The organism is Streptomyces sp. NBC_00223 (genome assembly GCF_036199905.1).
Classification (GTDB): Bacteria; Actinomycetota; Actinomycetes; order Streptomycetales; family Streptomycetaceae; genus Actinacidiphila.
The window spans coordinates 1944653-1969518 of record NZ_CP108109.1 but is presented as its reverse complement, the minus strand read 5'-3'; the positions used below and the strand labels follow the sequence as shown (position 1 = coordinate 1969518).

Here is a 24866-nt window from a genome sequence, read left to right as displayed (position 1 = left end):
CACGCGGGCGCGGACATGTCACCGACCTTCTACCCTCCGTGCCCGGGGGTAAGTCATAGCGCGTCAACTCGGTCATAACATCGGCTCGAATATGCGCAATCCGCAGCGCACACCTGCCTTGTTGGCCTAGCGTTCGCTGGTATCACGGTGTACCGGTACTTGGGGAAGTACCGGAGCGCCCAGTCGGTCGCGATGTGCCAGGGGGGTCCATGCGGCGTATCGGAACAAACCCGGCAATACCGGTGATTCCTATAGAGAGCGAACCGAGACCAGGGCGGGGCGGAGCTCCGCACACCTTCGACACACGGGCATCGGGTACCACCGATGCCCTTGGCATGCCCGGCACGTATCGGACCCGCGCCGGACACGGAGCGCACGGCCGGCACACCGTCCACCGGGCCCACAGCACCTACGGCGACAAGGCGGCCTGGTATCTGCCACTGGCCCTGGCGGTGGACGCGCTGGGCATCGCCGTCCCCGTCGTGATGCTGCTGCGCCACACCGAACAGCCCCACCCGCTGGTCTGCGCCGTGGTCGCCGCGGCCTCCTGGCTGGTGGTACGGGTCTGCCGGCGGCGTTACGCGGCCGACGCGCTCGGCGAGACCAGCGGGGTGCTGGCCGTGCTCGGCGACTGGCTGGTGCTGCTCGGCGTCCTGGCCGTGCTGCGGACCGCGTTCGGCGAGATCGTCCGTCCGTCGGTGGCGCTCGCCGCGCTGACCGCCGGGCCGCTGCTGACCCTCGCCGGGCGCAAGGCGACGTACCACCACCTGATCGCGGCCCGGCGCTCCGCCCAGGCCGTGCGCCGGGTGCTGGTGATCGGCGAACCGAGCACCGCCGACCATGTGGTGGGCCACCTCGCCGCCAGGACCGAGCACGCGTACGTGGTGGTCGGCGTCGTGCCGGTGGGCAGCGCCAAGCTGGAGTGCGGGGCGCCGGTCACCGAGCGGCTGCCCTCGGTCGAGCCGCGCGGCCCGGCCGAGGACGCCGAGTCCGTACTGCGCGCGGTGCACGAGCTGCACGCCGAACTCGTCCTGCTCTCCCCGGGACCCCGGCTGCACGCCGAGCGGCTGCGCCGGCTGTCGTGGGCGCTGCACGACGCCGGGGTGCCGCTCGCGGTGCTGCCCGGCCTGGTCGACGTGGCCGTCCGCCGGGTCCAGGTGGACGCGCCGGCCGGGCTGACCATGCTGCACATCGCCCCGCCCGCCCGGCGCGGCGTCCAGATGGCGCTTAAGACCGCGCTCGACCGCAGCGGCTCGGCCCTCGGGCTGTTGATGCTGCTGCCGCTCTTCGCGCTGACCGCCGCCGCCATCCGGCTCACCTCGGCCGGGCCGGTCTTCCACCGGCAGACCCGGTTCGGCAGGCACGGACGGCCGTTCGTCATGTGGAAGTTCCGCACGATGGTGGCCGACGCCGAGTCCCGCAAGGCCGAGTTGGAGCGGACCGGCGCCAACGAGAACGACGGCCTGATGTTCAAGATGCGCCGCGACCCGAGGGTCACCGCGGTCGGCCGGGTGCTGCGCCGCTGTTCACTGGACGAACTCCCGCAGCTGGTCAACGTCCTGCGCGGCGAGATGTCGCTCGTCGGCCCCCGCCCGCCGCTGCCGGACGAGGTCGCCCGCTACGACGAGGTGGAGCTGCGGCGGCTGGCCGTCAAGCCGGGCATCACCGGGCTGTGGCAGGTCAGCGGGCGCAGCGAACTGTCCTGGGACGAGACGCTGGCGATCGATCTGCGCTACGTCGACAACTGGTCGTTCACCGGCGATGTGGCGGTGATGGCCCGTACACTGCGGGCGGTGGTCGACGGACGCGGAGCGTATTAGTGGGGTGTCGCGCGGGAAGACATCGAGCAGCGGGCCGCCGGGTGGCGACCCGCTGTTCAGCGACCCGCCGCCTGCCGCGTGACGGCGTGGGCCACCGCTTACCGGCACCACGCCTGCCCGAACTCCGGCCGCCCGGGGCCCGCTTACCCCGCCGCCGCACGCTCGGGTGCGGACCGCCACTGCCGGTAGACCGCCTCGACGCCGTCGCGCAGCGCGATCCTCGGCCGCCAGCCGAGCGCCCGCAGCCGGGAGACGTCGAGAAGCTTGCGCGGGGTGCCGTCCGGCTTGCTGGTGTCCCAGCCGATCGCCCCCCGGTAGCCGACCACTTCCCTTACGGTCTCGGCGAGTTCACGGATCGTCAGGTCCTCGCCGCAGCCGACGTTCACCGGCTCGTCGCCGTCGTAGCCGCGCAGCAGCAGCGCGCAGGCCGACGCGAGATCGTCCACGTGCAGGAACTCCCGGCGCGGAGTGCCGCTGCCCCACAGCGTCACCTCCGGTACGCCGTCCCGCTCGGCCTCGTGGAAGCGGCGGATCAGCGCGGGCAGCACATGCGAGGTGGCCAGGTCGAAGTTGTCGCCGGGACCGTAGAGATTGGTCGGCATGGCGGAGACATACGCGGCGCCGTACTGCCTGCGGTAGGACTGCACCTGGATGATTCCGGCGATCTTGGCGAGCGCGTACGCCTCGTTGGTGGCCTCCAGCGGGCCGGTGAGCAGGGCGTCCTCACGGATCGGCTGCGGGGCCAGCCGGGGGTAGATGCAGCTGGAGCCGAGGAAGAGCAGCCGGCCCACCCCCGCCGCGTGGGCGCCCGCGATCACGCTCAGCTGGATCTTGAGGTTGTCCTCCAGAAACTGCACGGGGTAGGTCGAGTTGGCCATGATCCCGCCGACCCGGGCGGCGGCCAGCACCACCGCGTCCGGCCGGGCCTCGCGCAGATACGCGGCGGTCGCGGCCGCGTCCCGCAGGTCGAGCGCGGACCTGGGCCGGGTGAGCACCTCGTGGCCGTCGGCGGTCAGCCGCCGGGTCACCGCGGAGCCGACCAGGCCCCGGTGACCCGCGACGAAGATCCGGGCCGTGGGCGCCAGCAGTTCGGTCATGGCACCGGATTGTGCCAGCCCACTTCGCCCGCCTGTGCGAAAACCCGGAGATTTCATCGGAAACCGCGGCAATACCCGACCAGTTGGGGGTTTCACATGGGCAGAACCGCGCTCATCACCGGTGTCACCGGTCAGGACGGCTCCTATCTGGCGGAGTTGCTGCTGTCCAAGGGCTATACGGTGCACGGCATCGTCCGCCGCTCGTCGTCGTTCAACACCGAGCGGATCGACCACATCTACCAGGGCCCCCAGGAGCGCAACCGCTCGCTGCTGCTGCACCACGCGGACCTGGCCGACGGGGTGGCCCTGGTCAATCTGCTGCGCGACATCCAGCCGGACGAGGTCTACAACCTGGGCGCGCAGTCACACGTCCGGGTGTCCTTCGACGCGCCCCTCTACACCGGCGACGTCACGGGCCTGTCCACGTTGAGGCTGCTGGAGGCGGTCCGGGCCAGCGGCATCGAGGCCCGGCTGTACCAGGCGTCCTCCTCGGAGATGTTCGGCGCGGCCCCGCCCCCGCAGAACGAGCGCACCCCCTTCCACCCGCGCAGCCCGTACGGGTGCGCCAAGGTCTTCGGCTACTGGGCGACCGTCAACTACCGCGAGGCGTACGGGATGTACGCGGTCAACGGCATCCTGTTCAACCACGAGTCACCGCGTCGCGGCGAGACCTTCGTGACCCGCAAGATCACCCGCGCGGTGGCCCGGATCAAGGCGGGCCTCCAGGACCGGCTCTACCTCGGCAACCTGGACGCCGTCCGCGACTGGGGCTACGCGCCGGAGTACGTGGACGCGATGTGGCGGATGCTCCAGCGCGACGAGCCCGACGACTATGTGGTGGCCACCGGACAGGCCGCCACCGTACGGCAGTTCGTCGAGACGGCCTTCGCGCACGCGGAGCTGGACTGGGCCGAGCATGTCCGCTACGACCCCAAGTACGAACGTCCCAGCGAGGTCGACGCGTTGATCGGCGACGCGGCCAAGGCCCGTGAACTCCTCGGCTGGGAAGCGCGGGTGGAGGTGAACGAACTCGCCCGCATCATGGTCGACGCCGACATCGGACAGGTCACCGACCAACTCGCGGGCGACACCGTACGGATCGACCGATGAGAACCGCGGCTCGGCCGATGAGAACCGCGGCAGGGAAGGCACGATGTCACGTCAGCAATCGCGCAGGGGAGCAACGTATGCGTAAATGGCCGGTGTTCACCACAGCCCTCGCCCTCGCGGCGGCGACCCTGGGCACGTTGGCGCCGCAGCAGGCGACCGCGCTCCAGGCTCCCGTCGCGCTGACCGCAGAACCGCTGAGCACCTATCAGACCAATGGCATCGTGTGGGCGATGGCCCAGGCGAAGGGCGTGGTCTTCGCCGGGGGCACCTTCACCTCGGTCCGGCCGCCCGGCGCGGCGGCGGGCACCGGCGAGATCCCGGCCGCCAACTTCGCCGCCTTCAACGCCGCCACCGGCGCACCGACCGGCTGCAAGCTCAGCTTCACGGTCGGCTCGGGCGACGCCACCGTCCGCGCGCTGGCCGTCTCTCCCGACGGCAAGACGCTGTACGCGGGCGGCTTCTTCGGCGCGGTCAACGGCGTCGGGGTGAGCAGCCTCGCCGCGATCGACATCGCCACCTGCACCCCGAGCGCCACCTTCCACCCGGCCGTCACCGCCACCGTACGGACCATCGTGCCGACCGCCGGCGCGGTGTACTTCGGCGGCGACGTCACCGCGGTCGCGGGCCAGACCCGGCACCGGTACGCGGCCGTCGACACCACGGGCGCGCTGCTGCCGTGGGCGCCCAACGCGGACAACCCCGGGCGGGCGCTGGCCATCACGCCCAACGGCAAGGACGCCATCCTCGGCGGCGACTTCAACGTCGTGGACGGCGTGGCCTCGCACTCGCTGGCCGTGGTCGACACCGGCACGGGCGCGCTGGTGAAGTCCTACCCGGCGGGCTTCATCGACGCGACCTCGGTGACCAAGACGATCATCGTGGACCCGGTCAGCAACAGCTTCTACACCGGCAACGAGGGCACCGGCGGCGGGGTCTTCGACGGCCGTATCCGCTTCAGCCTCACCGACTTCAACCAGGTCTGGCGGGACAACTGCCTGGGCGCCACGCAGTCGTTGCAGGTCTACAAGACCGTGCTGTACAGCGGTTCGCACGCCCACGACTGCCTGAGCATGGGCGAGTACCCCAGCGGTGTGCGCAAGCACCTGCTCGCCGAGCCGGTGGGCGACCCGCATCTGCTGGCCTGGTTCCCCGACACCAACGACGGCATCGGTGAGCAGATCGGCCCGCGGGTGATGGCGCTGTCGTCCGTGGGCTCCGCCGACTACCTGTGGGTGGGCGGGGAGTTCACCAAGGTCGGCGGCGATCCGCAGCAGGGCCTCACCCGTTTCTCCAACGGCCCCGACACCGTCGCGCCCACCCTGCCGCAGACCTCGGTGACGAGCATCAACCCCACATCGGTGAAGGTCTCCTGGCAGTCCAGCACCGACGCCGACGACACCGTGCTGACCTACCGGGTCTACCGCAACGGCGTGACGACCCCGGTGTACACCGTCACCGCCAGCTCCCTGCCGTGGATCCGCCCGCAGCTCAGCTACAACGACACCAATGTCACGCCCGGGGTGAAGTACACCTACCGGGTGTCGGCGAGCGACGGCGTCAACACCAGCGCCCAGTCGCCCAACGCCGCGGCCACCGTGCCCGCCACGGCGGAGGCGTACCCGACCAAGATCCTCGCCGACGGCGCCAATCTGTACTGGCGTTACGACGCGGCCAGCGGCTCGTACAACGCCGACTCCTCGTCCGCCGACAACGGCGGCGTCAGCGTCGGCGGCCCCACACACGGCGTCGCGGGCGCGATCCCCGGCAGCTCCAAGTCGTACACCTACAACGGCTCGACGCAGTTCGCCTACAGCGACCATCTGCGGCCGAAGCCGGCCACCTTCAGCATCGAGACCTGGATCAAGACCACCACGACCACCGGTGGCAAGATCATGGGCTTCGGCAACAACACCACCCAGAACAGCGGCCAGTACGACAAGCACATCTACATGACCAACAGCGGTCAGCTGATCTTCGGCGTCAACCCCGGCTCGCTGAAGACCATCACCACGTCCGGCAAGTGGAACGACGGCAAGTGGCACCACATCGTCGCCACCGAGGGCAGCACGGGGATACGGCTCTACGTCGACGGCACACTGCGGGCGTCCGACACCTCCGTCACCTCCAGCGAGAACTACTCGGGCTACTGGCGGATCGCACAGGACAACCTCAAGGGCTGGCCGTCGCTCCCGACCAGCCAGTTCTTCAACGGGCAGATCGACGAGACCGCCGTCTACCCGACCGCGCTGTCGGCGGCGCAGATCGCGAACCACTACGCGCTGGGGACCGCGAAGTGACCCGTTCCCACCGTGCCACCGCCGCCGTCCTTGTGACGGCGGCGGTGGCCGCTCTGCTCGGCGGGTGCGGGGGAGGGGGCGGGCACGACAGCGGGGCCCGGGCGACCCCGGGGCCGGCCTCGGCTCCCGCTTCGGTGTCCGCCGGGGCGCTCCCGGACCCGCCCGCGGTCCCGGATGCCTCCGGCTCCGCGCAGAGCCCGGCCGCCGAGACGCCGACCGGGCGTCCCGCCTCGCCCGGACCCGCCGCCGAGGACGCCCCCAAGGTGCCCGACGCCCGGATCACCAAGCCCGGCGGCGGCACCTTCACCAAGCCGCAGAAGTCGTATCTGTCCGGCCGGGTGCCGGAGGGCACCGACCCCGTCGCCGTGCTCGAAGGCGGCCAGGAGCTGTGCGAGCGGCTGGCCCGTACCGCACAGGTCGACCCGGACGCGGCGGCCAGCGCGATCCTCACCGGCGACATCAGCCGGGCGGGGGCGGAAGCCGCCGTACGCAGCCTGTGCCCCGACCAGCGGCCGGTGCTCGACGCCGCCGACCGGGGCTTCCCCGACGGCGGCTTCTCGGTCGCGGCCGAGCCCGTGCCCGGCACCTCTGTCGCGCCGGGCGCCTACCACGCGCCGAACCCGTCGCCGACGTGCACCTGGCGGGTGTTCGACGCGAAGGGCGCGACCCTGTCCTCGGGCTCCGGCGGCAGCGCCGCCGACGCCCACCTGACCGTCACCGCCGCCGCGGACGGTGTCACCTCCAGCGGGTGCTACGCCTGGCTGCCCTCCGGAGGGACCCGATGAACCGACTGCCCCTCGTGGTGGCCATCCCCACGAAGAACGAGGCGGAGAACATCGCCCGTACGGTCTCCTCGGTCATCGACCATGTCCTCGCGGTGATCGTGGTCGACTCGCACAGCACCGACGAGACCTGTGAGATCGCCGCCAAGCTCGGGGCCGAGGTGGTCGAGTACACCTGGGACGGGAAGTACCCGAAGAAGAAGCAGTGGTGCCTGGACCAGGTGCGTACGGAGATCCCGTGGGTGCTCTTCCTCGACGGGGACGAGACACCGAGCCCGGCGCTGCTGGCGGAGCTGCGGACGGTCTTCGCGGCCGGACCGCCCTCGGTCGCGGCCTTCGACATCCCGCTCGGCTACTGGTTCGCCGGGCGGCGGCTGCGGCACGGCTACACCATCGTCAAGCGCGCGCTGATGGACCGTACCCGCTGCCACTTCCCGGAGGTCGGCGACCTGGACGCGCCGGGCATGGGCGAGCAGGAGGGGCACTACCAGCCGCTGGCGCCGTCGGCGGCGCGGCTGCGCTCACCCATCGAGCACGAGGACCTGGACCCGGTCCGCACCTGGTTCGAGCGGCACAACCGGTACTCCGACTGGGAGGCGTGGCTGGAGCGGAACCCGAAGGTCAAGGAGGAGATCCGGCAGGCCAAGACCCGTCAGGGGCAGCTCTTCCACAAGGCCCCGTTCAAGCCCCTGGTCTCCTTCGCCTACGCGTACGTCTACAAGCGCGGCTTCCTCGACGGCCGGGCGGGCCTCGACTACGCGATAGCCATGAGCTTCTACCGCTGGCAGATCGCCCTCAAATCCCGCGAGGCCGAAGCGGGTGGTGGTCCCGGCGGGCGGTGAGCGCTCCTACCGGGGCGGCTACTTGGGCGGCCGCGGCATCCGGACGACGGCCGTCCCGCCGTCCAGGTCGACCGTGGTGCGGTGCGGCGGGGCGCCGTCCTCGTCGCCGTCCCGCATCACCAACGCGGACTGGCGTTCCTTCAGCTCGTTCTGCTTGCCGGGCGAGAGGCTCGCGTGCAGCATCTCGAACCCGGTCGCCGATATCTGGCCCTGACGTGTGCTGCCGCGCCACGGCAACAGACCCGCGCGCCCGGCGCGCAACATCAACTGGTCGGCGAACGCCAGCACGGTCAGCAGGATGACCATGCCGGGCAGCGTCATGAAGACGACGAATCCCATCCCCCGAGTATGAGGCCAAACTCAGCCCGCGCGGCGTTTGAGCGCAATCTCAGCCGGGCCGGCGTTTGAGGCCAAACCAAGCCCGCCCGGCGTTTGAGGGCACGGGCGGGCGCCCGGTCAGGCCGCGTGGAACTCCATCGTGCAGCACTTCACGCTGCCGCCGGCCTTGTGCAACTCCGACAGATCCACGGGCACAGGAGCGTACCCCCGCCGCCTCAGCGGCCCCCTCAATCCCGTCGCCCCGCGAGGCAACAGCACGTTGCGGCCGTCGCTGACCGCGTTCAGCCCGAACGCGGCCGCGTCCGTCTCCGTCGCCAGCAGCGCGTCGGGGAAGAGCCGGGCGAGGACCGCGCGGCTGCCGGGCGAGAAGGCGCCGGGGTAGTACATGACCTCGTCACGCGCGTCGTCCAGCACGGCCAGCGCCGTGTCGAGGTGGTAGTAGCGCGGGTCGGTCAGCTCCAGGCTGATCACCGGGCGGCCGAAGAACTCCTGTGCCTCGTCGTGCGCGAGCGGACTGCTGCGGAAGCCCTGACCGGCCAGGATCCAGGAGGAGGTGATCGCGAAGTCGCCCTCGGCCTCGTTGATCTGCTCGGGCTCGCGGACCTCGGTCCAGCCGCGGGACCTGAACCACGCCAGGTGCGCGGGGGCCTCCGCGGTCCGCTGCGGGTTGGCGAACCTCGCGCCCAGCACCCGGCTGTCCACGACGGTGGCGCCGTTCGCCGCGAACACCATGTCGGGCAGGTCCGGGACCGGGTCGAGGATCTCCACGGTGTGGCCGAGCGCGCGGTAGCGGTCGCGCAGGTCCTCCCACTGGAAGAGGGCGAGGGCGGAGTCCACCGGCTTGGTCGGGTCCATCCACGGGTTGATGGAGTACGTGACGCGGAAGTGGGTCGGCGGACACATCAGGTAACGGCGGGGTGTGGCGATGCGCACGGGAGGCTCCTCGGAGGGTGGTTGAGTGCCTGGCCGCCTCCGGCGGACGGTCGGTCCATCGGGGGTGGTGAGTGCATTGTGCGCCGAGATCCGCTCGGCGGCACGGATTCGGCGTTACGTCAGCCTTGGGGGTGACGCTCTCTGCCCTCAAGCGCCGGGCGGGCTCGGCCTTAAGCGCCCGCCCGGCAGGGGGGTCTCAGCGTTTCGGGAGGATGAGGGGGAGGCCGGTGCGGGGGTGGGGGAGGATCTCGACCGGGTGGCGATAGACCGCGCTGAGCAGCGCCGCCGTCAGGACGTCCGCCGGCGGCCCGTCCGCCGCGATCCGCCCGCCGGACAGCACGGCCACCCGGTCCGCGTGCGCGGCCGCGAGCCCCAGATCGTGCAGCACGATCACCACCGCCCGCCCGAGCCCGGCCTGCTCGCGGCAGACCCGTAGCACCAGCTCCTGGTGGTGCAGATCGAGCGCCGCCGTCGGCTCGTCGAGCAGCAGCAGCGGCGCCCGCTGCGCCAGCACCCGGGCCAGCGCCACCCGCGCCCGCTCGCCGCCCGAGAGCGACGGATACGGCCGCCCCGCGAACGCCGTGACCTCGGTCGCGGCCATCGCCTCGGCCACCGCCGGATCGTCCTCGTCGGCGAGCGCCGTACCCGCCCAGGGCGCCCGGCCCATCCGTACGACCTCGTCCGCCGTGAACGGGAAGGCCAGCGGCGCCGACTGCGGCAGTACGGCCCTGCGCAGCGCCAGCTGCCCCGGCGACCAGGCGCGCACCGGCTGCCCGCCGACCGCCAGCTCGCCGGACTCGGCGGGCACGTCCCCGGCGAGCGCGCCCAGCAGCGTGGACTTGCCGGCGCCGTTCGGGCCGACCAGGGCGAGCACTTCGCCCGCGCGCACGGGGAGTTCGACCCCGTCGAGCACGGACCGCTGCCCGAGCCGCACCCGCAGATCGCGCGCGTAGGCGAGGAGGTCGCCCGGCTGCGGCGGCGCGGGCGGTACGGGACGGCCGCGGCGGGCCAGCCGGATCATGATGCTCATGCCCAGCCTCCCTGCCGGCCGCGCGTCCTGCGCAGCAGCCAGAAGAAGAAGGGGCTGCCGACCAGCGCGGTCAGCACCCCGAGGGGGAGTTCCGCCGGCGAGGCGAGCGTCCGGGCCCCGAGGTCCGCGGCCACCAGCACCAGCGCGCCGCCGAGCGCGCTGCCCGGTACGAGGAAGCGGTGCCCCGGCCCCGCGGCCATCCGCAGCAGATGCGGGACGACCAGGCCGACGAAGGAGACGATCCCCGCGACCGCGACCGCGGCGGCGGTCAGTAGCGCCACCACCAGGATGAGCGTCATCCGCATCCGTTCCACGTCCACACCCAGGTGCCGGGCGGGCCGTTCGCCGAGGGCCAGCAGATCGAGCCGGCGCGAGAAAAAGGGCGCCACCAGAAGTCCGGCCGCCGCGCAGGGCAGTACGGCCAGGACCTTGGGCCAGGTGGCCTGCGCGAGCGAACCGAGCTGCCAGAAGGTGATCTGGGTGAGCTGCGCGTTGTCGGCGTAGAAGACGAACAGGCCGATGGCCGCGCCCGCGAAGGCGTTCACCGCGATGCCGGTGAGCACGAGGGTGACGACCTCGGTCCTGCTGCCGGACCGGGAGAGCCCGTACACGACGAAGACGGTCACCAGGCCCGCGGCGAAGGCGCACACGGTGACCGTCCAGTTGCCCGCGAAGGTCAGCCCGAGGGCGATCGAGCCGACCGCGCCGACCGCCGCGCCCGAGGAGATCCCGATCACCCCGGGCTCGGCCAGCGGATTGCCGAACACGCCCTGCATCAGCGCGCCCGCGCATCCGAGGGACGCCCCGACCAGCAGCGCGAGGACGACCCGGGGCAGCCGTACGTCCCACAGCACGGACTCGGCGACCCGGTCCAGCCGGTGACCGCCGAGGCCCGCGCGGTGGGCGACGGAGGCGAGCACGTCCCCGGCGGGTATGTGGTACGCGCCGATACCGGCGGACATGACGCACAGCACGAGCAGTCCGGCGGCCAGCAGGGCGGCCAGCAGCGGTCCACGCCGGGGCGCGCCCGCCTTCTTGGCCGACGCCGTGTCAACCACCGCCTCCGGCAGGGGAGTCGGGGCCTCGGCGGCCGGCTGCTTCGGGTGCGGGGGAGGTGTGGGCGTACGCATCGGCGGGGTCACTTCTGGTTCTGGTGGATGCCCGCGGCGAGTTCGCGCAGGACCGTGTCGGTGCGGGGGCCGAAGTTGAGCAGGGTGCCGTCGTCGATCGCGACGACCCGGTGGTCGAGCCCGGCGGGGGTCTGCGCGACGCCCGGCACCTTCTCCAGGCCGGTGACCCCGCCCACCGACTCAAGTCCCTTCGTCATGACCAGGATCACGTCGGGCGCCGCCTTCACCAGCGCCTCACTGGTGATGGGCGTGAAGTCCTTGTTCAGGCCGGAGGCCACCCCGGCGTCGATCCCGCCCGCCGCGTCGATCAGCGAGTCGGCGCCGGAGCCGCGCCCGCCGATCAGATACACCGCCGCCGTACCGCGCAGGTACAGGAAGGCGACCTTGGGCTTGGCGGTGCCGGTCGGAAGGTCCTTGCGCACGGCGTCGATCCGCTGCGCGGTGCGCTCGCGCAGCCGGTCGCCGGCCTCCTTCACACCGAGTGCCGCGGCCACCGCGTCGATCCGCGGGCCCACCGCGTCCAGCGAGGTCGCCGCGGGCAGGACCACCAGCGGGACACCGGCCTGCCGGATCTGCTGGATCGCCTCGGCGGGACCGGTCGTGGCCTCGGCGAGCACCACCGTGGGGTGCAGCGAGAGCACGCCCTCGGCGGAGACGTCGTGCGCGCGGGTCACCAGCGGCAGACGGGCGGCCTGCGCGAAGGTCGCGGTGACATCGCGGGCCACCACGTTCTTGCCGAGCCCGAGCGTGAAGACGATCTCCGAGAGCCCGCCGGTGAGCGGCACGATCCGGTCGTCACTGCCGACGGTCACATTGCGGCCGTCGGAGGACCGTACGGTCGCGGGCAGCACCGGGGCGGGGGTGCCGGTGAGCGGTTCGATCGTGTCGGCGGGGGCCGGCGCCGTGGCGGTGGCGGGGGCGGCGGCCGGGGAAGTGCCGCCGCCCCCGCAGGCGGTGAGGGCGAACGCGAGGAGCGCGGCCAGCAGGACGGGCAGCGCCCACCTCTTACCGGATGCGGGCCGAACCGCCCCTGGGCGCCGGGAAGTCGGCGCCGAGCCCGGACATACGGAAGCCGGGGCCGCGGCCGTACGCCGGAAGGCCGGCGCCGTACCCGGTCTTGCGGGAGCCGGCCGCCCTCCGCCGGTCCGCCGCGTGTTTCCTCTGGTCACTGCCCACCCCTGCCTGTTGCCTGCCGCCTTTGGTCCGATAGCTTAGGTTAGCCTTACTTTACGAAGCCAGCCCGGAGGGGGTCCCATGCCGTTGTTCCGTCATGCCCGCGGGCGGTCCGTCGCCGTACCGGCGGTGGTGACCGCCGTACTCGCGGCGCTGCTGAGCGCGCTCGCCCCGGCGACCGCCGCCCACGCCGCGCAGAGCCGTACCGTCTCCGGAGGGCGGCTCGACTGGGGCATCAAGGCGTCCTTCCAGAGCTATGTCACCGGGCCCATCGCGCAGGGCAGTTGGAACCTGACGGGAAGCGCCGGCACCATCGGCAGCTCCCAGTTCCGCTTCCCCTCCGCGCAGGGCTCGTACGACCCGGGGACGGGCACGCTGAACGCCGGCTTCCAGGGCGGCGTCCACTTCGTGGGGCACAAGCAGTCCAACGGCGTCTACCAGTTGGACCTGACGATCAGCCGTCCCACCCTCCGGCTGTCCGGCCACTCCGGCACGCTCTACGCCGACATGCGCAGCAAGGACAAGGACAGCGGCAAGGTCACCACCTCCTACCAGGTCCCGCTGGCCAACCTCGCGCTCGGCGGCGTCACCACCAGCGGCGTCACCGGCCCCCGGTTCGCCCTCAACGGCGTGCCCGCCACCCTCAGCACGCAGGGCGCCCGCGCCTTCGCGGGCTACTACACCGCGGGCACCCCACTCGACCCCGTCAGCTTCTCGGTGGACCTCCACTCGCCGCCTGCCAAGACCACCGCGCCCGTGAGGACCACCGCGCCCGCGACGAAGACCGCCAAGCCGGCCACGGGCAAGCCCGCGACGGAGAAGCCCGGCACGGTCGTGGACGCGGCCGTCGACTGGGGAGTGCGCCGCACCTTCCGCGAGTACGTCACCGGGGACATCGCCCAGGGCCACTGGACGCTCGCCGGCGGTGCCAAGGACGGCGGCGCCCTCTTCCGCTTCGGCGCGGGCCACGGCACGTACGACGCCAAGAAGCACACGCTGGACGCCGCTTTCACCGGCTCCCTGCGCTTCGTCGGCATGCGCGGCTCCGACGGCGCCTACGGCCTCGACCTGACGATCAGCGCGGTCCGGGTCACGGTCGCGGGCGCCAAGGGCACGCTCTACGCCGACGGTGTGCCGTTCGTCACCTTCACCGCGCCCGCCGCGCTCGTGGCCGAGAAGGGTCTGATCTCGGTGGCCGAGGCGCCCACGAAGCTCACCGCGCAGGGCGCCGCGAAGTTCAACGGCCTCTACACCGCGGGCGCTTCGATGGACCCGCTGACCCTCTCCGTCGCCCTCGACAAGGCGGCGGCCCTGCCCGCGCTGCCGAACATCGGCTCGGACCCGACGACTTCGGACCCGACCGCCTCGACCTCCCCCTCGGCCGCCGCGGTCGAACCGTCCGCGCGGCCCACCGACCACACCGAGAAAGCGGCCGCGGGCTCCGATGCCCACGTCGGCGCATGGGCCGCGGGAGCGGCAGCCGTGCTCGCCGTCGCCGCCCTCGGCACCGCCGCCGTCCTACGGCGCAGGCGCCGCGCGTCCACCGGCTGACCGCCGGCGAACGCCCGCCGCATTCCCGATCCACCGTCACGCACCACTCGTTGAGGAGAAGAACACCCCATGACTCCCCGATACCGTTCCAGAGCGCTCGCGCTGGCCATCGCCGCCACCACCGCCGGCGGCGCCGTCGCTCTCGGGCTGCCCGCGCTCGCCGTCGCGGCCGACGCGCCGCCCACCCTGCCGCTGACCGGCGGCACGCTCGACTGGGGTGTGAAGCAGTCCTTCCGCTCCTACGTCACCGGGCCCGCGGCCGGCACCATCAGCACGACGGACGGCGCGACCACCAACGCCGACGGCACGTTCCGTTTCGCCAACGGCGTGGGCACGTACGACACGGGCACGCACGGGGTGACGGTGGCCTTCAACGGCAGCGTCGAGTTCCTCTCGACCCTGCACGGCTTCGACATCAAGCTGGCCGACCTCAAGGTGAAGACGGTCGGCACGTCCGGCACCCTCACCGCGGACGTCACCTCCGCGGGCAGCACGGCGGACGACGTGGCGTTCGCCTCGCTCGACCTGTCGGGCGTACGGCCGGGCGCCGGCGCCGACGGCGCGATGACCTTCGACGGCATCCCGGCGACGCTGACGGCCGAGGGCGCGAGCGCGTTCAACGGCATGTACAAGGAAGGGGCGACCCTGGACCCGGCCAGCCTCTCGGTGGTCGCGGGGAAGGCGCCGACGGACCCGCCCACCACGGAGCCGGGCACGGACCCCGGTACGGATCCCGGTACGGATCCGGGCACTGACCCGGGTACGGACCCCGGCACCGATCCCGGCACGGACCCCGGCACCGACCCGGGTACGGATCCGGGCACCGACCCGGGCACTGACCCCGGTACGGACCCGGGCACTGACCCCGGCACGACCCCCACCACGCCCGCGACCCCGGGTACGGTCGTCGACGGCAACCTCGACTGGGGCGTCAAGGAGTCCTTCCGCACCTACGTCACCGGCCCTATCGCCGAGGGCAAGGTGGAGCTGACCGACGGCGCCACCGGGACCGCCTCCGGCTACCGCTTCCCCAAGGGCGCCGGCAAGTGGGACGCGGACACCAAGGCGCTCAACGCGTCCTTCTCCGGCGGCGTCCGCTTCCTCGGCCACCTCCAGCAGGGCACGTACGCGCTCGACCTGAAGTTCTCCGACCTCAAGGTCACCACCAAGGGCACGACCGGCACGCTCACCGCCGACGTCAGCGGCAAGGACCTGACGACGGGCAAGGTCAGCACGTACGACGACCTGGCCGTGGCCACGCTCAGCGGGGTGGCGCCGACCACCGACGGCGATGTCGTCACCATCTCGTCGGCGGCCGCCGTGCTCACCGAAGACGGCGCGAAGGTCTTCAGCGGCTTCTACAAGAGCGGCGACGCGCTCGACCCGGTGACGGTCGCGGTCTCGCTGGAGGACGGCGCCGGGCTGCCGACGCCGCCCGCGACGTCCGGCGGCACGAGCGGCGGGGACACGACGGGTGGTTCGGCTTCCGGCGGTTCCGGCTCCGGCTCCGGCGGGACCGGTCCTGACGACGTGTCCACGGTCGGCGGCAGCGGTGACAGCTCCGGCGGGACGCTCGCGGCGACCGGTTCGGACACGCCGAACTTCGCGCTGCTCGCGGCGGCCGGGGCGCTCGTGGTGACCGGTGCGGGGGCGACCTTCACGGTGGCCCGCCGCCGGAGCGCCTGACGGTCCGCCACCTCCCGATCTCGCGTCCGACAACGCGAGCGCCGGGCGGGGCCCCGCCCCGCCCGGCACCCCAGCCCTACCGGGCGGGCCCCATCCGCCCCCGCGCAGCGGCCTGCGGCCAGCGTCTTGCCGTACGGCGTCCGCGCGGCGCGGGGCCCTCGCCGTTCGGCCGTCACACTGCCGTCGGCGTCCTGCCCCGGGGCGGCCCGCTCCCGTCGAGCGCGCACGCCCTCGCGCAGAGACTTGCGGACTCCGCCCGGCGCGCGCGGCTCCGGCGGGGCCGGGGTGGTTTCTGCCCGGCGAACCCGGCTGCGGCGGAGTGGTGCTGCCCATGCCGGGCGCCGAGGTCCGTGAAGTCCCGCCCTGCGGTGTGGCCGTTGCGGCGCAGGCGTCACCCAGCCTTCGACCGTTCGGCCGGGGAGCGGGGCCGCCCCCGGCCCCTGCGGCGGCCCGCTCCTGTCGAGCCCGCACGCCCTCGCGCGAGGCTTGGGGCTCCGTCTTGCCGTGCGGCGTCCGCGCGGCGCGGGGCCCTTGCCGGGCGGGCGTCACACTGCCGTCGGCGTCCTGCCCTGGGGCGGCCCGCTCCCTTCGGGCCCGCACGCCCTCGCGCAGAGGCTTGCGGCCTGCGCCCGGCGCGCGCGGCTCCGGCAGGTCCGAGGTGGTTTCTGCCCGGCGAACCCGGCCGCAGCCTCCGTCTTGCGCGCGGCTCCGGCCGGGGCCGTTCCCTCCGTGCCGGGCGTCGGGGTCCGTGAAGTCCCGCCGTGCGGTGTGGCCGTCGGTGGGCGGGCGTCGCCCAGCCGTCGGCGTCCTGCCCCGGGGCGGCCCGCTCCCGTCGAGCGCGCACGCCCTCGCGCAGAGGCTTGCGGCCTGCGCCCGGTGCGCGCGGCTCCGGCGGAGCCATTCCCCCCCGTGCCGGGCCCCGGGGTCCGTGAAATCCCGCCCTGCGGTGCGGCCCCCGCCGGGTGGCGGTCGCGGCGGCCCGCAGTCTCCGTTCCCGCGTGCGCGGCCGCGGTGCCGCACCTTCCGTGCGCGGCCGCGCACGCGCAACTTCGTACCCCCGCCGGCGCGTGGCCCCCCGCCCGGGTGGGCGCCGATCCGGTGGGCCGGACAAAATCCGTTGCCCCGCGGAGCGGGGCACGGGGAGCATCCCGCCCGTGACCCGCACTCTTCTTCCCGACCTCGCCCCCTGGCGCACCTCCCGCGACTTCCGCCTGATGTGGGTGTCCGGGGTCATCACGACCTTCGGCAGTTTTCTGACCCTGGTCGCCCTCCCCGTACAGATCAAGGACCTCACCGGCTCGGCCGTGGCCGTCGGCGCGGTGGGGGCGGTCGAACTCGTCCCGCTGATCGTCTTCGGCCTGTACGGCGGCGCCCTCGCCGACGCGATGGACCGCAAGGTCCTGATCGTCGCCACCGAGGCGGCCCAGGGACTGCTCGTCGTGGGGCTGCTGCTCAACACCCTGCTGCCGCACCCCGTGCTGTGGCCGCTCTACGCCGTCGCGGCCCTGTCCAGCGCCCTCACCGGCCTCCAGCGGCCCGCGCTCGACTCGATCGTGCCGCGGATCGTCCCGCGCGACCAACTCACCGCCGCGGCCGCGCTGAACGCCCTGCGCTGGCAGATCGGCGCCATCGCCGGCCCCTCCCTCGCCGGACTGGTGATCGCGTACGCCGGGCTGCCGTGGGCGTACGGCATCGACATCGTGACCTTCGCCCTCTCCGTCGTCCTCGGCCTGGGCCTGCGCCGCTCCCCGGCCGCGCACGACGCCCGCCCGCCGTCGCTGCGCGGGATCGCGGAGGGCGCGCGGTACGCGTGGAGCCGCAAGGAACTCCTCGGCACGTACGCGATCGACCTCGCCGCGATGTTCTTCGCGTACCCGGCGGCGATCTTCCCGTTCCTCGCCGACGACCTGCACGCCCCTTGGTCGCTCGGCCTGATGTACGCGGCCGGGTCGGTCGGCTCGCTGCTGGTCAGCCTCACCAGCGGCTGGACCTCACGGGTGCACCGGCACGGCCGGATGGTGGTGGTCGCGGCGCTGGGCTGGGGCGCGGCGATGGCGCTGGCGGGCTGGTGCGCGCAGGTGTGGCTGGTGCTGCTGTGCCTGGCGGCGGCGGGCGGCTGCGACATGATCAGCGGGGTCGGGCGCTCCACGATGTGGAACCAGACGATCCCCGACGAGCTGCGCGGCCGGCTGGCCGGAATCGAGCTTCTGTCGTACTCCGTGGGCCCGCAGCTGGGCCAGGTCCGCTCCGGCGGGGTGGCGGCGCTCAGCTCGGCCCGCACGTCGGTGTGGTCCGGCGGCCTCGCGTGCGTGGCGTCGGTGGCCCTACTCGCCGCGGCCCTCCCCAAGCTGCTCGCCTACGACGCGGCCCCCGTCGCCGCGCCCCCGGCCCCCGCGACCCCGGCTCCGCAGCCGGACGCCCCCTGACCGGCCGGGCCGCGCCGGGCGTCAGTCCTGGGCGTCCCACTCGTCGTTGCGGCTGGCCACGCAGCCCCACCGCGTGCTCAGCCCGTCTCGTCCAGGAAGCCGGCCACCAGCGGCAGGCGCCGATGACGGCCCAGCTCCGAGTGCAGGCCGGCCAGTGTGCTCGACGCGCGCGCGGAACTGACGCCGCCCATCAGTTCGACAGCCTGCCGGGCGGTCTCGACCGCGCCGTCGATGTCGCCGAGCGCCAGGTACGCCTCGGCGCGGCGGGCTTCGTAGATCGCGGCACCGCGCGGTTCGTGGGCGTCGTAGGGGTCCGGGTGGGTCGAGGCAGCGGCGAAATACGTGAGCGCCCGCTGCGGGTCGCCCAGGCGCTGCGCGGCCGAGCCCGCAGACTGGAGGATTTCTCCGGCCGTGATCCAGTACATGGACGGCAGGTCCTCGCCGGCCGGGACACCTGCCTCGTACGCGGCCAGCGCGCCGTCGATCGCCCGGTACGCCGCCGAGGCGTTCCCCGCGACGGAGTGCGCGCGCGCCCGCCGGATCAACAGCAGCGACACCACGCGCGGCGAGCGAATCCGGTCGCCTGCGAGCGCCTGGGAGACGAGGTCGATCGCGCTGCCCGGGTCCGGGTGCTCGCAGCCGTACCTCACGTTCGCCCAGAATGCGGCGGCGACCGCTCCGGCCGTCGGGTCCCCGGCCTCGCCCGCGGCGTGCAGGGACCCGGCGAAGTGCCGTTCGGCCGCCCCGATGTTCCCGTTGTCGTAGGCGCACCACCCGGCCAGCCGGGACGCCTCGGCCGCCGCGGACCACAGGCGGCGGCCGGTCTCCATGGTGTAGCTCCGCTCTTGCAGCAGCCGGGCGATCAGTCGGATTTCCGCGCGGGCCGCGTCGTACACGTGATCGGCGCCCAGGTCGTCGTCAAGGCGCCGTAGTGCCGCGAGGCGTGTGTCGAGGTGGTCGGCGGTCTCGGTCCCGATGCGGCGGCCGGAGGTCTGGGGCAGTGCCGGCAGCGCGTTGGCCCACTGGGCGATGACCGCTGAGACCGTGCCGGTCGAGGCGATCAGCATGCGGCGTCGGTCCACGGGTCCTCCGTCGTCAAGGGCAGCAAGAGCGCCTGCCGCAGTCCACGGTGCGGTCCACGCGGCGTGGTCGTCGCGCAGTCCGAGTGCCAGCCACTTCGGCCAGCCTCGCGTCACCACTTCATGAGCGGGGATGCCGAGCACGGCGGCCATCGCGAGTTGTGTCTGCTCGTTGGGGACCTGCGGCCGCTTCGCCCGGGTCCACCGCGAGACTTTCTCCTTGCGGGTGGCGAAATCTCTCCCGTACCCACGCTTGATGTATTCCGTCTTCACTCGCCGCAGGTACGTCTGCGCTGTCCATCCGCGTGCGGCTAACAGCTGGGTCAGCGGGTGGCGGTCTTCCATCGGGTCGTTCTCCCACTCTTCTGAACTGCCTTCAGTGTGGACCGGGTTCGGCCCTATGGGGAGGTCCGGAGCAACCGGAGCAACGGGGGGCAACCAGAGGCAACCGGGGGCAACCGGAGGCAACCGTCCGGTACTTCCGCCCTGTGTGCCCGAGCCGCTGTGATGGGGGCAGGCCGACAGCGCGAGGCCCGTAGGGGGCCTGGTGCTGGGCCTACCGGGCCTGCCTGACGGCCCGCGTGCATTGGTCGTGTCCTACGCCTGCGGTTGTCGCGCTGGGCGTGGAGGTGAACCTGTGCTGTCCGCTGATGGCCGGCGCCCGGATCGGGCGGCTGGTGAAGGAGAGTGCCGTGATCAAAGAGGGGACGGGGCTGTACGTCGAAGGACACCCCGTGAAGCCGTTCCACGGAAAGTACGCGGTGAAGACACCGGACGTCTTCACCCTGGCCCGGGAAAGGTGGGCGGCGGCCGGCCTGGATCCGGATGCGCCGTACCTGCCGATGCGGGTTGAGCTGGAGCTGACCACGAAGTGCGACGACTCGTGCCCGTCCTGCGGCATGGGGGCGCTGCCGCTGGACCAGGGTCGGACGCTGACCGACGGCCGGATCGGCTTCCTGCTCGATCAGTTCGAGTCGATCGGGCTCCCGTCGATCGCGATCACCGGCGGTGAGCCGTTCACCGCGTGGCGGGCGCTGCTGCGGATGGTGGCCTCGGCGCGGGGCCGGATCGATATCTCGAAGCTCACGACGAACGGGAGCTGGGGCACCGAGAGGCGGTGCGCGCCGGTGTTCGGGCGGCTGGAGCGGGCCGGTTGGCTGGACTCGCGCCTGTTCGTGCCGCTGTTGATGCTGTCGATCGGCGAGCAGACGACACCGCTGGAATACGTGGCTCGGATTCTGCACCACGCGGTGACGCACTACACCGAACACCAACTGAACGTGGCCGTGTCGTCGTTGGCCGATCCGGCGACGCGCGAGCACAGGCTCGACGCCCTGGTCCGTGTCTACGAGGCCGCGTACGGGAACTTCCCACACGACCGGGTGCACTCCACGATGCGGGTCTACCTGGTCAACGAACGCCTCGACGAGCAGGCGCCGGTGCACCGGCCGGGACACACCACGATCGAGCGGTGGATGGACAACTGCTTCGACTGCTTCGCGCCGACCGTCGGTGCGTACGTGTTACCGACGTCGTTGCTCAAGCAGAACGGCGACTGGTACTCCTGCGCCGCGTTCAACGTGCCGGAAAGGTTGGCCTTCGGGAATCTGCTGCGCGAGCCGGCGCGGCGGGTCCTGGAGCGGGTGAACTCCTCGGCGTACGTCAAGCGGGTCCGGGACGGTGGCGGTCTGGCCGGTCTGCACGACATCGTGCCGAGGGACTTCACCTCGGGCACGACGTGCACCAGCTTCTGTGACTCCTGTTCCCTGCTGATCGACCAGCACGACAGGGCCACGGGCGAGACGACCGGGCACCGGGCCGTGCCGGTCGTTCCGGCCGCCGCGCTGTTCGCCCGCCCGGCCGCCGGGCGGGGTGTGCGGTGAGCGAACCGGACGCGGAGCGGGAGGTTCTGCGGGCGCTGGTCGAGGTGACCGGGGAGCCGGTACGGGCCTTCCTGCGAAAGGCGACTCCGCTGGAGGACGCCTGTGTGGACAGCCTCGCGCTGCTGGAGATCGTGAACATCCTCCAAGGCCGGCTCGGGATCGTTGTGCCGGACGAAGTCACTGCGCGTATCCGTACCGTCGCAGACTTGCACCAGGCGGTAGCCGATCTGGTGACCGCCGGCTCCCTGTCGACAAGGACCCGGTCATGACCGTACGCGCGATCACCCCCCGCAGCCGCGGGTTTCTCTTCCTCGACTCGCACCCGGACGGCTGCCGCCGCCTGGTCGAGGACATGTGGGCGGCCGTGCCGCCGTCGCGGCTCTCCCCGGCCCCCGGTCGCCGGCCGGTGGCGTTGGTCATCGGCTCGTCGGCCGGGTACGGCCTGGCGGCCACCGTCGCTGGTCTGGCCCGGCACGGCATCCGTGGCATCGGCGTATGCCTCGAGAAGGGCCCCACCGCGCGGCGGACCGCGACTGCGGGCTGGTACCGCACCGCGGCCACCGCGGAGCTGGCGGCCAAGGCCGGCCGGGACATGGTGTTCCTCAACGGCGATGCCTTCTCCCACGAGATGAAGCGGCAGGTCGCCGATGTCCTCCGGGAACGGTTCGGCGGCAAGCTCGACTACCTCGTCTACTCGGTGGCCGCGCCGCGCCGCACGGACCCCGACACCGACATCACGTACTCGTCGGTCCTGAAGCCCATCGGCGACGCGTACCGGACGAAGACCCTCGTGTTCGACGCGGACGGCGCTCCGGAGGTCAAGGACGTCGAGACGCAGCCGGCGGAGGGCGACGACATCGAGCAGACCGTCGCGGTGATGGGCGGCGCCGACTGGGAAGCGTGGGTGGACCACCTCGGCGGCAGCGGACTGCTCGCCGACGGGTTCGCCACGGCGGCGCTGTCCTACATCGGATCGCCGCTGACGGCGGCGATCTACCGCGAGGGTACGATCGGCGCGGCGAAGGCTCACCTGGAGAGCACCGCGCGCAGGCTGAACGACCGGCTCGGCGACCTGGTTCACGGGCGGGCCGTGACGTCGGTCAACGGTGCGGCCGTCACCCAGTCCTCGACGGCGATCCCCGGCATCGCCCTGTACGTGGGGCTGCTGCGCGGCCATCTCGGCGGCGGCATGGTGCCACCGGTCGGCCAGCTCGTCAGCCTGTGGGACCAGCTCACCGGATCCCAGCCGCTCACCGTGGACGACGCCGGCCGTGTCCGGCTGGACCTGTGGGAGCTGGACGACGACGTCCAGGCCGAGGTCGCCGAGCGGTGGGCGGCTGCCACCACCGACAGCATCGGCGACCTCGCCGACCTGCCGTGGTTCACCGCAGAAGTACGACGGTTGTACGGCTTCGACGTGCCCGGCGTCGACTACAGCGCGCCGGTGGAGACCGACGTGCCTTGGCCCACCCTGACCTGATGGATGGAGAGCGCCATGCCCCGGCTCGATGACGACACCCTCGTCGACTTACAGCAGCTCGTGGAGACGTGCCTCGCCGATTTCGTGGATCGTGATCTCGCGGAGGCGACTGCCCGGATCAGCATCCCGCGGGTCCGCGAGGCGGCCGGGGTGTACGTGACCCGGCCGAGTCGCCGCCTGCTGGGCATGGCGTTCCTCTACGCCGCGCTCGCCCTCGACCGGTCCGGGGACTACGACCTGGGCGACCTGGTGCGGGTCGCGGCGGCGCTGGAGATCCGGCACGGGGCCGTGCTGTTGCACGACGACATCGTGGACGGCGACACGATCCGCGGAGGCCGGCCCACCGCGCACCACGCCCTTGCCGACCCGTTCGGGCCTGTGGAAGGCGTGAGCGCGGCTCTGTTCGCCGGTGACGTCCTGGCGGCTCTGGCGCCACTGCCGATCCTGCGGTCGGGCCTGCCCGACGCGGTGCGGGTGCGGGTGGCCGAGGTGTTCCAGGACCGTACGGCGCTGGTCGCCGCCGGGCAGGTCGAGCAGCTTCACCTGGATGTGCTGCGTGATCCGCTGGAGGTGACCGAGCAGGGCATCCTGGCCGTCCACGCCCGCCAGTTCGTGCCGTACGCGCTGCTGTCGGTGGAGCTGGCCGGGGTGCTGTGCGGCCTGGAGGACGCAGGGCTCGCCGCGGTGCGCGAGGCCGGCACTCCGCTGTGCGGGGCGTTCCAGGTGCAGAACGACCTCCACGGGTACACCGAGCTGGTGCGGGTGATGAGCGAAGGCGCGGACGCGGGCGACGTGCTGACGCTGGCGAACACCTCGGACCTGGCGAGGCGGCGCCGCACAGTGCTGGTGCGGGCCGCGCTCGACCGCCTCGCCCCGGCCGGCCGCGGGACGCTGGCGGCGTATCTGGCGGGTGAGCGGGTGGACCTGCGGACGGTCGTGGAACTGATCGAGTCCACGAACGCCGCCGACCATTGCCGGACGCTGATCGGCGATTTGCAGGCGCAGGCCATCCGGCGGATCACCGCCGCGCAGGCCCTTCCGGCCGTGGCCAGGATCGCCCTCGGTGACACCTTCGAGTACATGCGGGCGCTGTACGACCCGCTGTCCACCACCAGCAGCCTGTACTTGCGTGCCCGGCCTGATCTGGCCGCGTGATCCCGGACTCCCGCTTCCGCGAACGCCCGCCGCGTCTGTCACAGGTCAGGTGCGGCGGTCTCGCAGGGCGCCCCCGGCCCCCGCGACCCCGGCCGCGCAGCCGGACGCCTCCTGACCGTGGCCACACAGTCCATCGCGTGCTCGCCCGGCTCAGCCCGTCTCCTCCAGAAAGTCGGCCACCAGCGGCAGGCGCCGATGACGGCCCAGCTCCGAGTGCAGGCCGGCCAGTGTGCTCGACGCGCGCGGAACTACCCCGCCCATCAGCTCGACGGCCTGTCTGGCGGTCCAAGAGCGGTGGGCCCATGGCCGTGCCTCCCGAGGTGGGGTGCGGGGCTACTTGTCGTCGAGGTCTTCGCCGAAGGTGACGTCCAGCTCCGCCGTGAGAGCTTCGGCCAGCTGGAGCTTCTGGGCCTGGTCGATGACGATCTGCTTGAGGGAGGCCAGGCCGCGGAGCTGGGAGAGGTCGTTGTCCCGAAGGTCGAGACCGCGGTACTTTCCGCCGTCGAACTCGGTCAGCCGCAGGTCACACTGGTTGATCAGGGCGGCGCCCAGGTCGGCGGCGGTGAAGGTGGTCTCGCGCAGCGTGCACTTCGAGAAGATCACAGGGCCGGCGGCCCGGAGCCGAGTGAAGGTGCTGTAGTCGATCTTGCAGTTCTCGAAGAGCACGTTGTCGAGCGTGACGTCCTCAAGCGTGGCGCCCATGAACTTGCAGTCACGGAAGACGGCCCGGGAGATCCTGCTGTCGGTCCACCGCAGGGAGGCCAGGTCGCAGCCGGTGAACTCCACGGAGTCGACACGTAGCTTCTCCAGTCGCGTGCGCTGGGCCTTCAGGCCGGTGATCCGCCCGTCGAGCAGGTGGGTTTCGGCGAGGTCGAGGTCGCGCAGATCGGCGTCGGCGTAGTGGAACTCCGCCAGCCGTCCTCGGCCTCCCTCCAACGAGGTGACGTGGGAAAGGTAGAGGCTGGGCTCGGTCAGGGCGGGGAGGGTGACGCTCGTGCGGCGGATCGTGCGGGTGTCCATCAACAGCCTTTCAGCACGGTGACTCGGTCGCTG

Annotated in this window: 20 protein-coding genes; 12 read left to right on the top strand and 8 right to left on the bottom strand. The window is 72.5% G+C overall.

Going from position 1 to position 24866, the window contains the following annotated elements:
• Window positions 1–335: 335 nt before the first annotated feature.
• On the top strand, window positions 336–1820 hold the full coding sequence (locus OHA30_RS08245) for a sugar transferase (RefSeq protein ID WP_328913154.1): 1485 nt from the start codon (window positions 336–338) through the stop codon (window positions 1818–1820).
• A gap of 143 nt (window positions 1821–1963) precedes the next feature.
• Here OHA30_RS08245 and OHA30_RS08240 read toward each other — a convergent pair whose 3' ends face one another.
• Window positions 1964–2917 (bottom strand): GDP-L-fucose synthase family protein, encoded by a 954-nt coding sequence (locus tag OHA30_RS08240; RefSeq protein WP_328913153.1) that lies wholly within the window; start codon window positions 2915–2917, stop codon window positions 1964–1966.
• Between the two features lie 96 nt (window positions 2918–3013).
• Between OHA30_RS08240 and gmd the strand changes: the two genes are divergently transcribed.
• The 4 genes from gmd (at window position 3014) to OHA30_RS08220 (ending at window position 7948) form a co-directional block, all read left to right on the top strand.
• The gene (gene gmd, locus OHA30_RS08235; protein WP_328913152.1) at window positions 3014–4027 is read left to right on the top strand and encodes a GDP-mannose 4,6-dehydratase; all 1014 of its coding nucleotides are present in this window, start codon (window positions 3014–3016) and stop codon (window positions 4025–4027) included.
• A gap of 77 nt (window positions 4028–4104) precedes the next feature.
• Window positions 4105–6324, top strand: a complete 2220-nt coding sequence (locus OHA30_RS08230; RefSeq protein ID WP_328913151.1) for a LamG-like jellyroll fold domain-containing protein — start codon at window positions 4105–4107, stop codon at window positions 6322–6324.
• The gene (locus OHA30_RS08225) at window positions 6321–7109 is read left to right on the top strand and encodes a hypothetical protein (protein WP_328913150.1); all 789 of its coding nucleotides are present in this window, start codon (window positions 6321–6323) and stop codon (window positions 7107–7109) included. The genes OHA30_RS08230 and OHA30_RS08225 overlap by 4 nt, the downstream gene beginning before the upstream one ends.
• Window positions 7106–7948, top strand: a complete 843-nt coding sequence (locus OHA30_RS08220) for a glycosyltransferase family 2 protein (RefSeq protein ID WP_328913149.1) — start codon at window positions 7106–7108, stop codon at window positions 7946–7948. The genes OHA30_RS08225 and OHA30_RS08220 overlap by 4 nt, the downstream gene beginning before the upstream one ends.
• An 18-nt stretch (window positions 7949–7966) precedes the next feature.
• On the opposite strand, the gene OHA30_RS08215 is transcribed toward OHA30_RS08220, so the two are convergent.
• The 5 genes from OHA30_RS08215 to OHA30_RS08195 all read right to left on the bottom strand — a co-directional run bounded on the left by OHA30_RS08215 (window position 7967) and on the right by OHA30_RS08195 (window position 12375).
• Entirely contained in the window at window positions 7967–8287 is a 321-nt protein-coding gene (locus tag OHA30_RS08215) for a DUF6191 domain-containing protein (protein WP_328913148.1), read from the bottom strand.
• Window positions 8288–8404: 117 nt separating this feature from the next.
• Window positions 8405–9310 carry a dimethylargininase gene (gene ddaH / locus OHA30_RS08210; protein WP_405786137.1) on the bottom strand — a complete coding sequence of 302 codons (906 nt, stop codon included), beginning with the start codon at window positions 9308–9310 and terminating at the stop codon, window positions 8405–8407.
• Window positions 9311–9416: 106 nt separating this feature from the next.
• Entirely contained in the window at window positions 9417–10250 is an 834-nt protein-coding gene (locus OHA30_RS08205; RefSeq protein WP_328913147.1) for a heme ABC transporter ATP-binding protein, read from the bottom strand.
• A complete protein-coding gene (locus tag OHA30_RS08200) occupies window positions 10247–11380 on the bottom strand; it encodes a FecCD family ABC transporter permease (RefSeq protein ID WP_328913146.1) in 1134 nt (377 codons plus the stop codon). The genes OHA30_RS08205 and OHA30_RS08200 overlap by 4 nt, the downstream gene beginning before the upstream one ends.
• 8 nt (window positions 11381–11388) lie before the next feature.
• Window positions 11389–12375 (bottom strand): heme/hemin ABC transporter substrate-binding protein, encoded by a 987-nt coding sequence (locus OHA30_RS08195; RefSeq protein ID WP_405786138.1) that lies wholly within the window; start codon window positions 12373–12375, stop codon window positions 11389–11391.
• Between the two features lie 259 nt (window positions 12376–12634).
• On the opposite strand from OHA30_RS08195, the gene OHA30_RS08190 reads away from it, so the two are divergent.
• The 3 genes from OHA30_RS08190 to OHA30_RS08180 all read left to right on the top strand — a co-directional run bounded on the left by OHA30_RS08190 (window position 12635) and on the right by OHA30_RS08180 (window position 18216).
• Window positions 12635–14104 carry an HtaA domain-containing protein gene (locus OHA30_RS08190; RefSeq protein ID WP_328913145.1) on the top strand — a complete coding sequence of 490 codons (1470 nt, stop codon included), beginning with the start codon at window positions 12635–12637 and terminating at the stop codon, window positions 14102–14104.
• Between the two features lie 69 nt (window positions 14105–14173).
• Complete coding sequence (locus OHA30_RS08185) at window positions 14174–15790, top strand: HtaA domain-containing protein (protein ID WP_328913144.1); 1617 nt, start codon at window positions 14174–14176, stop codon at window positions 15788–15790.
• A gap of 1214 nt (window positions 15791–17004) precedes the next feature.
• Window positions 17005–18216 carry an MFS transporter gene (locus OHA30_RS08180; RefSeq protein ID WP_405786139.1) on the top strand — a complete coding sequence of 404 codons (1212 nt, stop codon included), beginning with the start codon at window positions 17005–17007 and terminating at the stop codon, window positions 18214–18216.
• A gap of 77 nt (window positions 18217–18293) precedes the next feature.
• On the opposite strand, the gene OHA30_RS08175 is transcribed toward OHA30_RS08180, so the two are convergent.
• On the bottom strand, window positions 18294–19568 hold the full coding sequence (locus tag OHA30_RS08175) for a transcriptional regulator (protein WP_328913142.1): 1275 nt from the start codon (window positions 19566–19568) through the stop codon (window positions 18294–18296).
• Between the two features lie 419 nt (window positions 19569–19987).
• On the opposite strand from OHA30_RS08175, the gene OHA30_RS08170 reads away from it, so the two are divergent.
• The 4 genes from OHA30_RS08170 to OHA30_RS08155 are packed head-to-tail and all read left to right on the top strand — an operon-like array spanning window position 19988 to window position 23813.
• The gene (locus OHA30_RS08170) at window positions 19988–21178 is read left to right on the top strand and encodes a hypothetical protein (RefSeq protein WP_328913141.1); all 1191 of its coding nucleotides are present in this window, start codon (window positions 19988–19990) and stop codon (window positions 21176–21178) included.
• On the top strand, window positions 21175–21447 hold the full coding sequence (locus OHA30_RS08165; RefSeq protein WP_328913140.1) for an acyl carrier protein: 273 nt from the start codon (window positions 21175–21177) through the stop codon (window positions 21445–21447). The genes OHA30_RS08170 and OHA30_RS08165 overlap by 4 nt, the downstream gene beginning before the upstream one ends.
• Window positions 21444–22658, top strand: a complete 1215-nt coding sequence (fabV, locus tag OHA30_RS08160; RefSeq protein WP_328913139.1) for an enoyl-[acyl-carrier-protein] reductase FabV — start codon at window positions 21444–21446, stop codon at window positions 22656–22658. Before OHA30_RS08165 ends, fabV begins: the two co-directional genes overlap by 4 nt.
• Before the next feature lie 15 nt (window positions 22659–22673).
• Window positions 22674–23813: a polyprenyl synthetase family protein gene (locus tag OHA30_RS08155; RefSeq protein ID WP_328913138.1), complete on the top strand. Its 1140-nt coding sequence runs from the start codon at window positions 22674–22676 to the stop codon at window positions 23811–23813.
• 333 nt (window positions 23814–24146) lie between these two features.
• Here OHA30_RS08155 and OHA30_RS08150 read toward each other — a convergent pair whose 3' ends face one another.
• Window positions 24147–24833, bottom strand: coding sequence for a pentapeptide repeat-containing protein (locus OHA30_RS08150; protein WP_328913137.1), 687 nt, complete (start codon window positions 24831–24833; stop codon window positions 24147–24149).
• Between the last annotated feature and the right edge of the window lie 33 nt (window positions 24834–24866).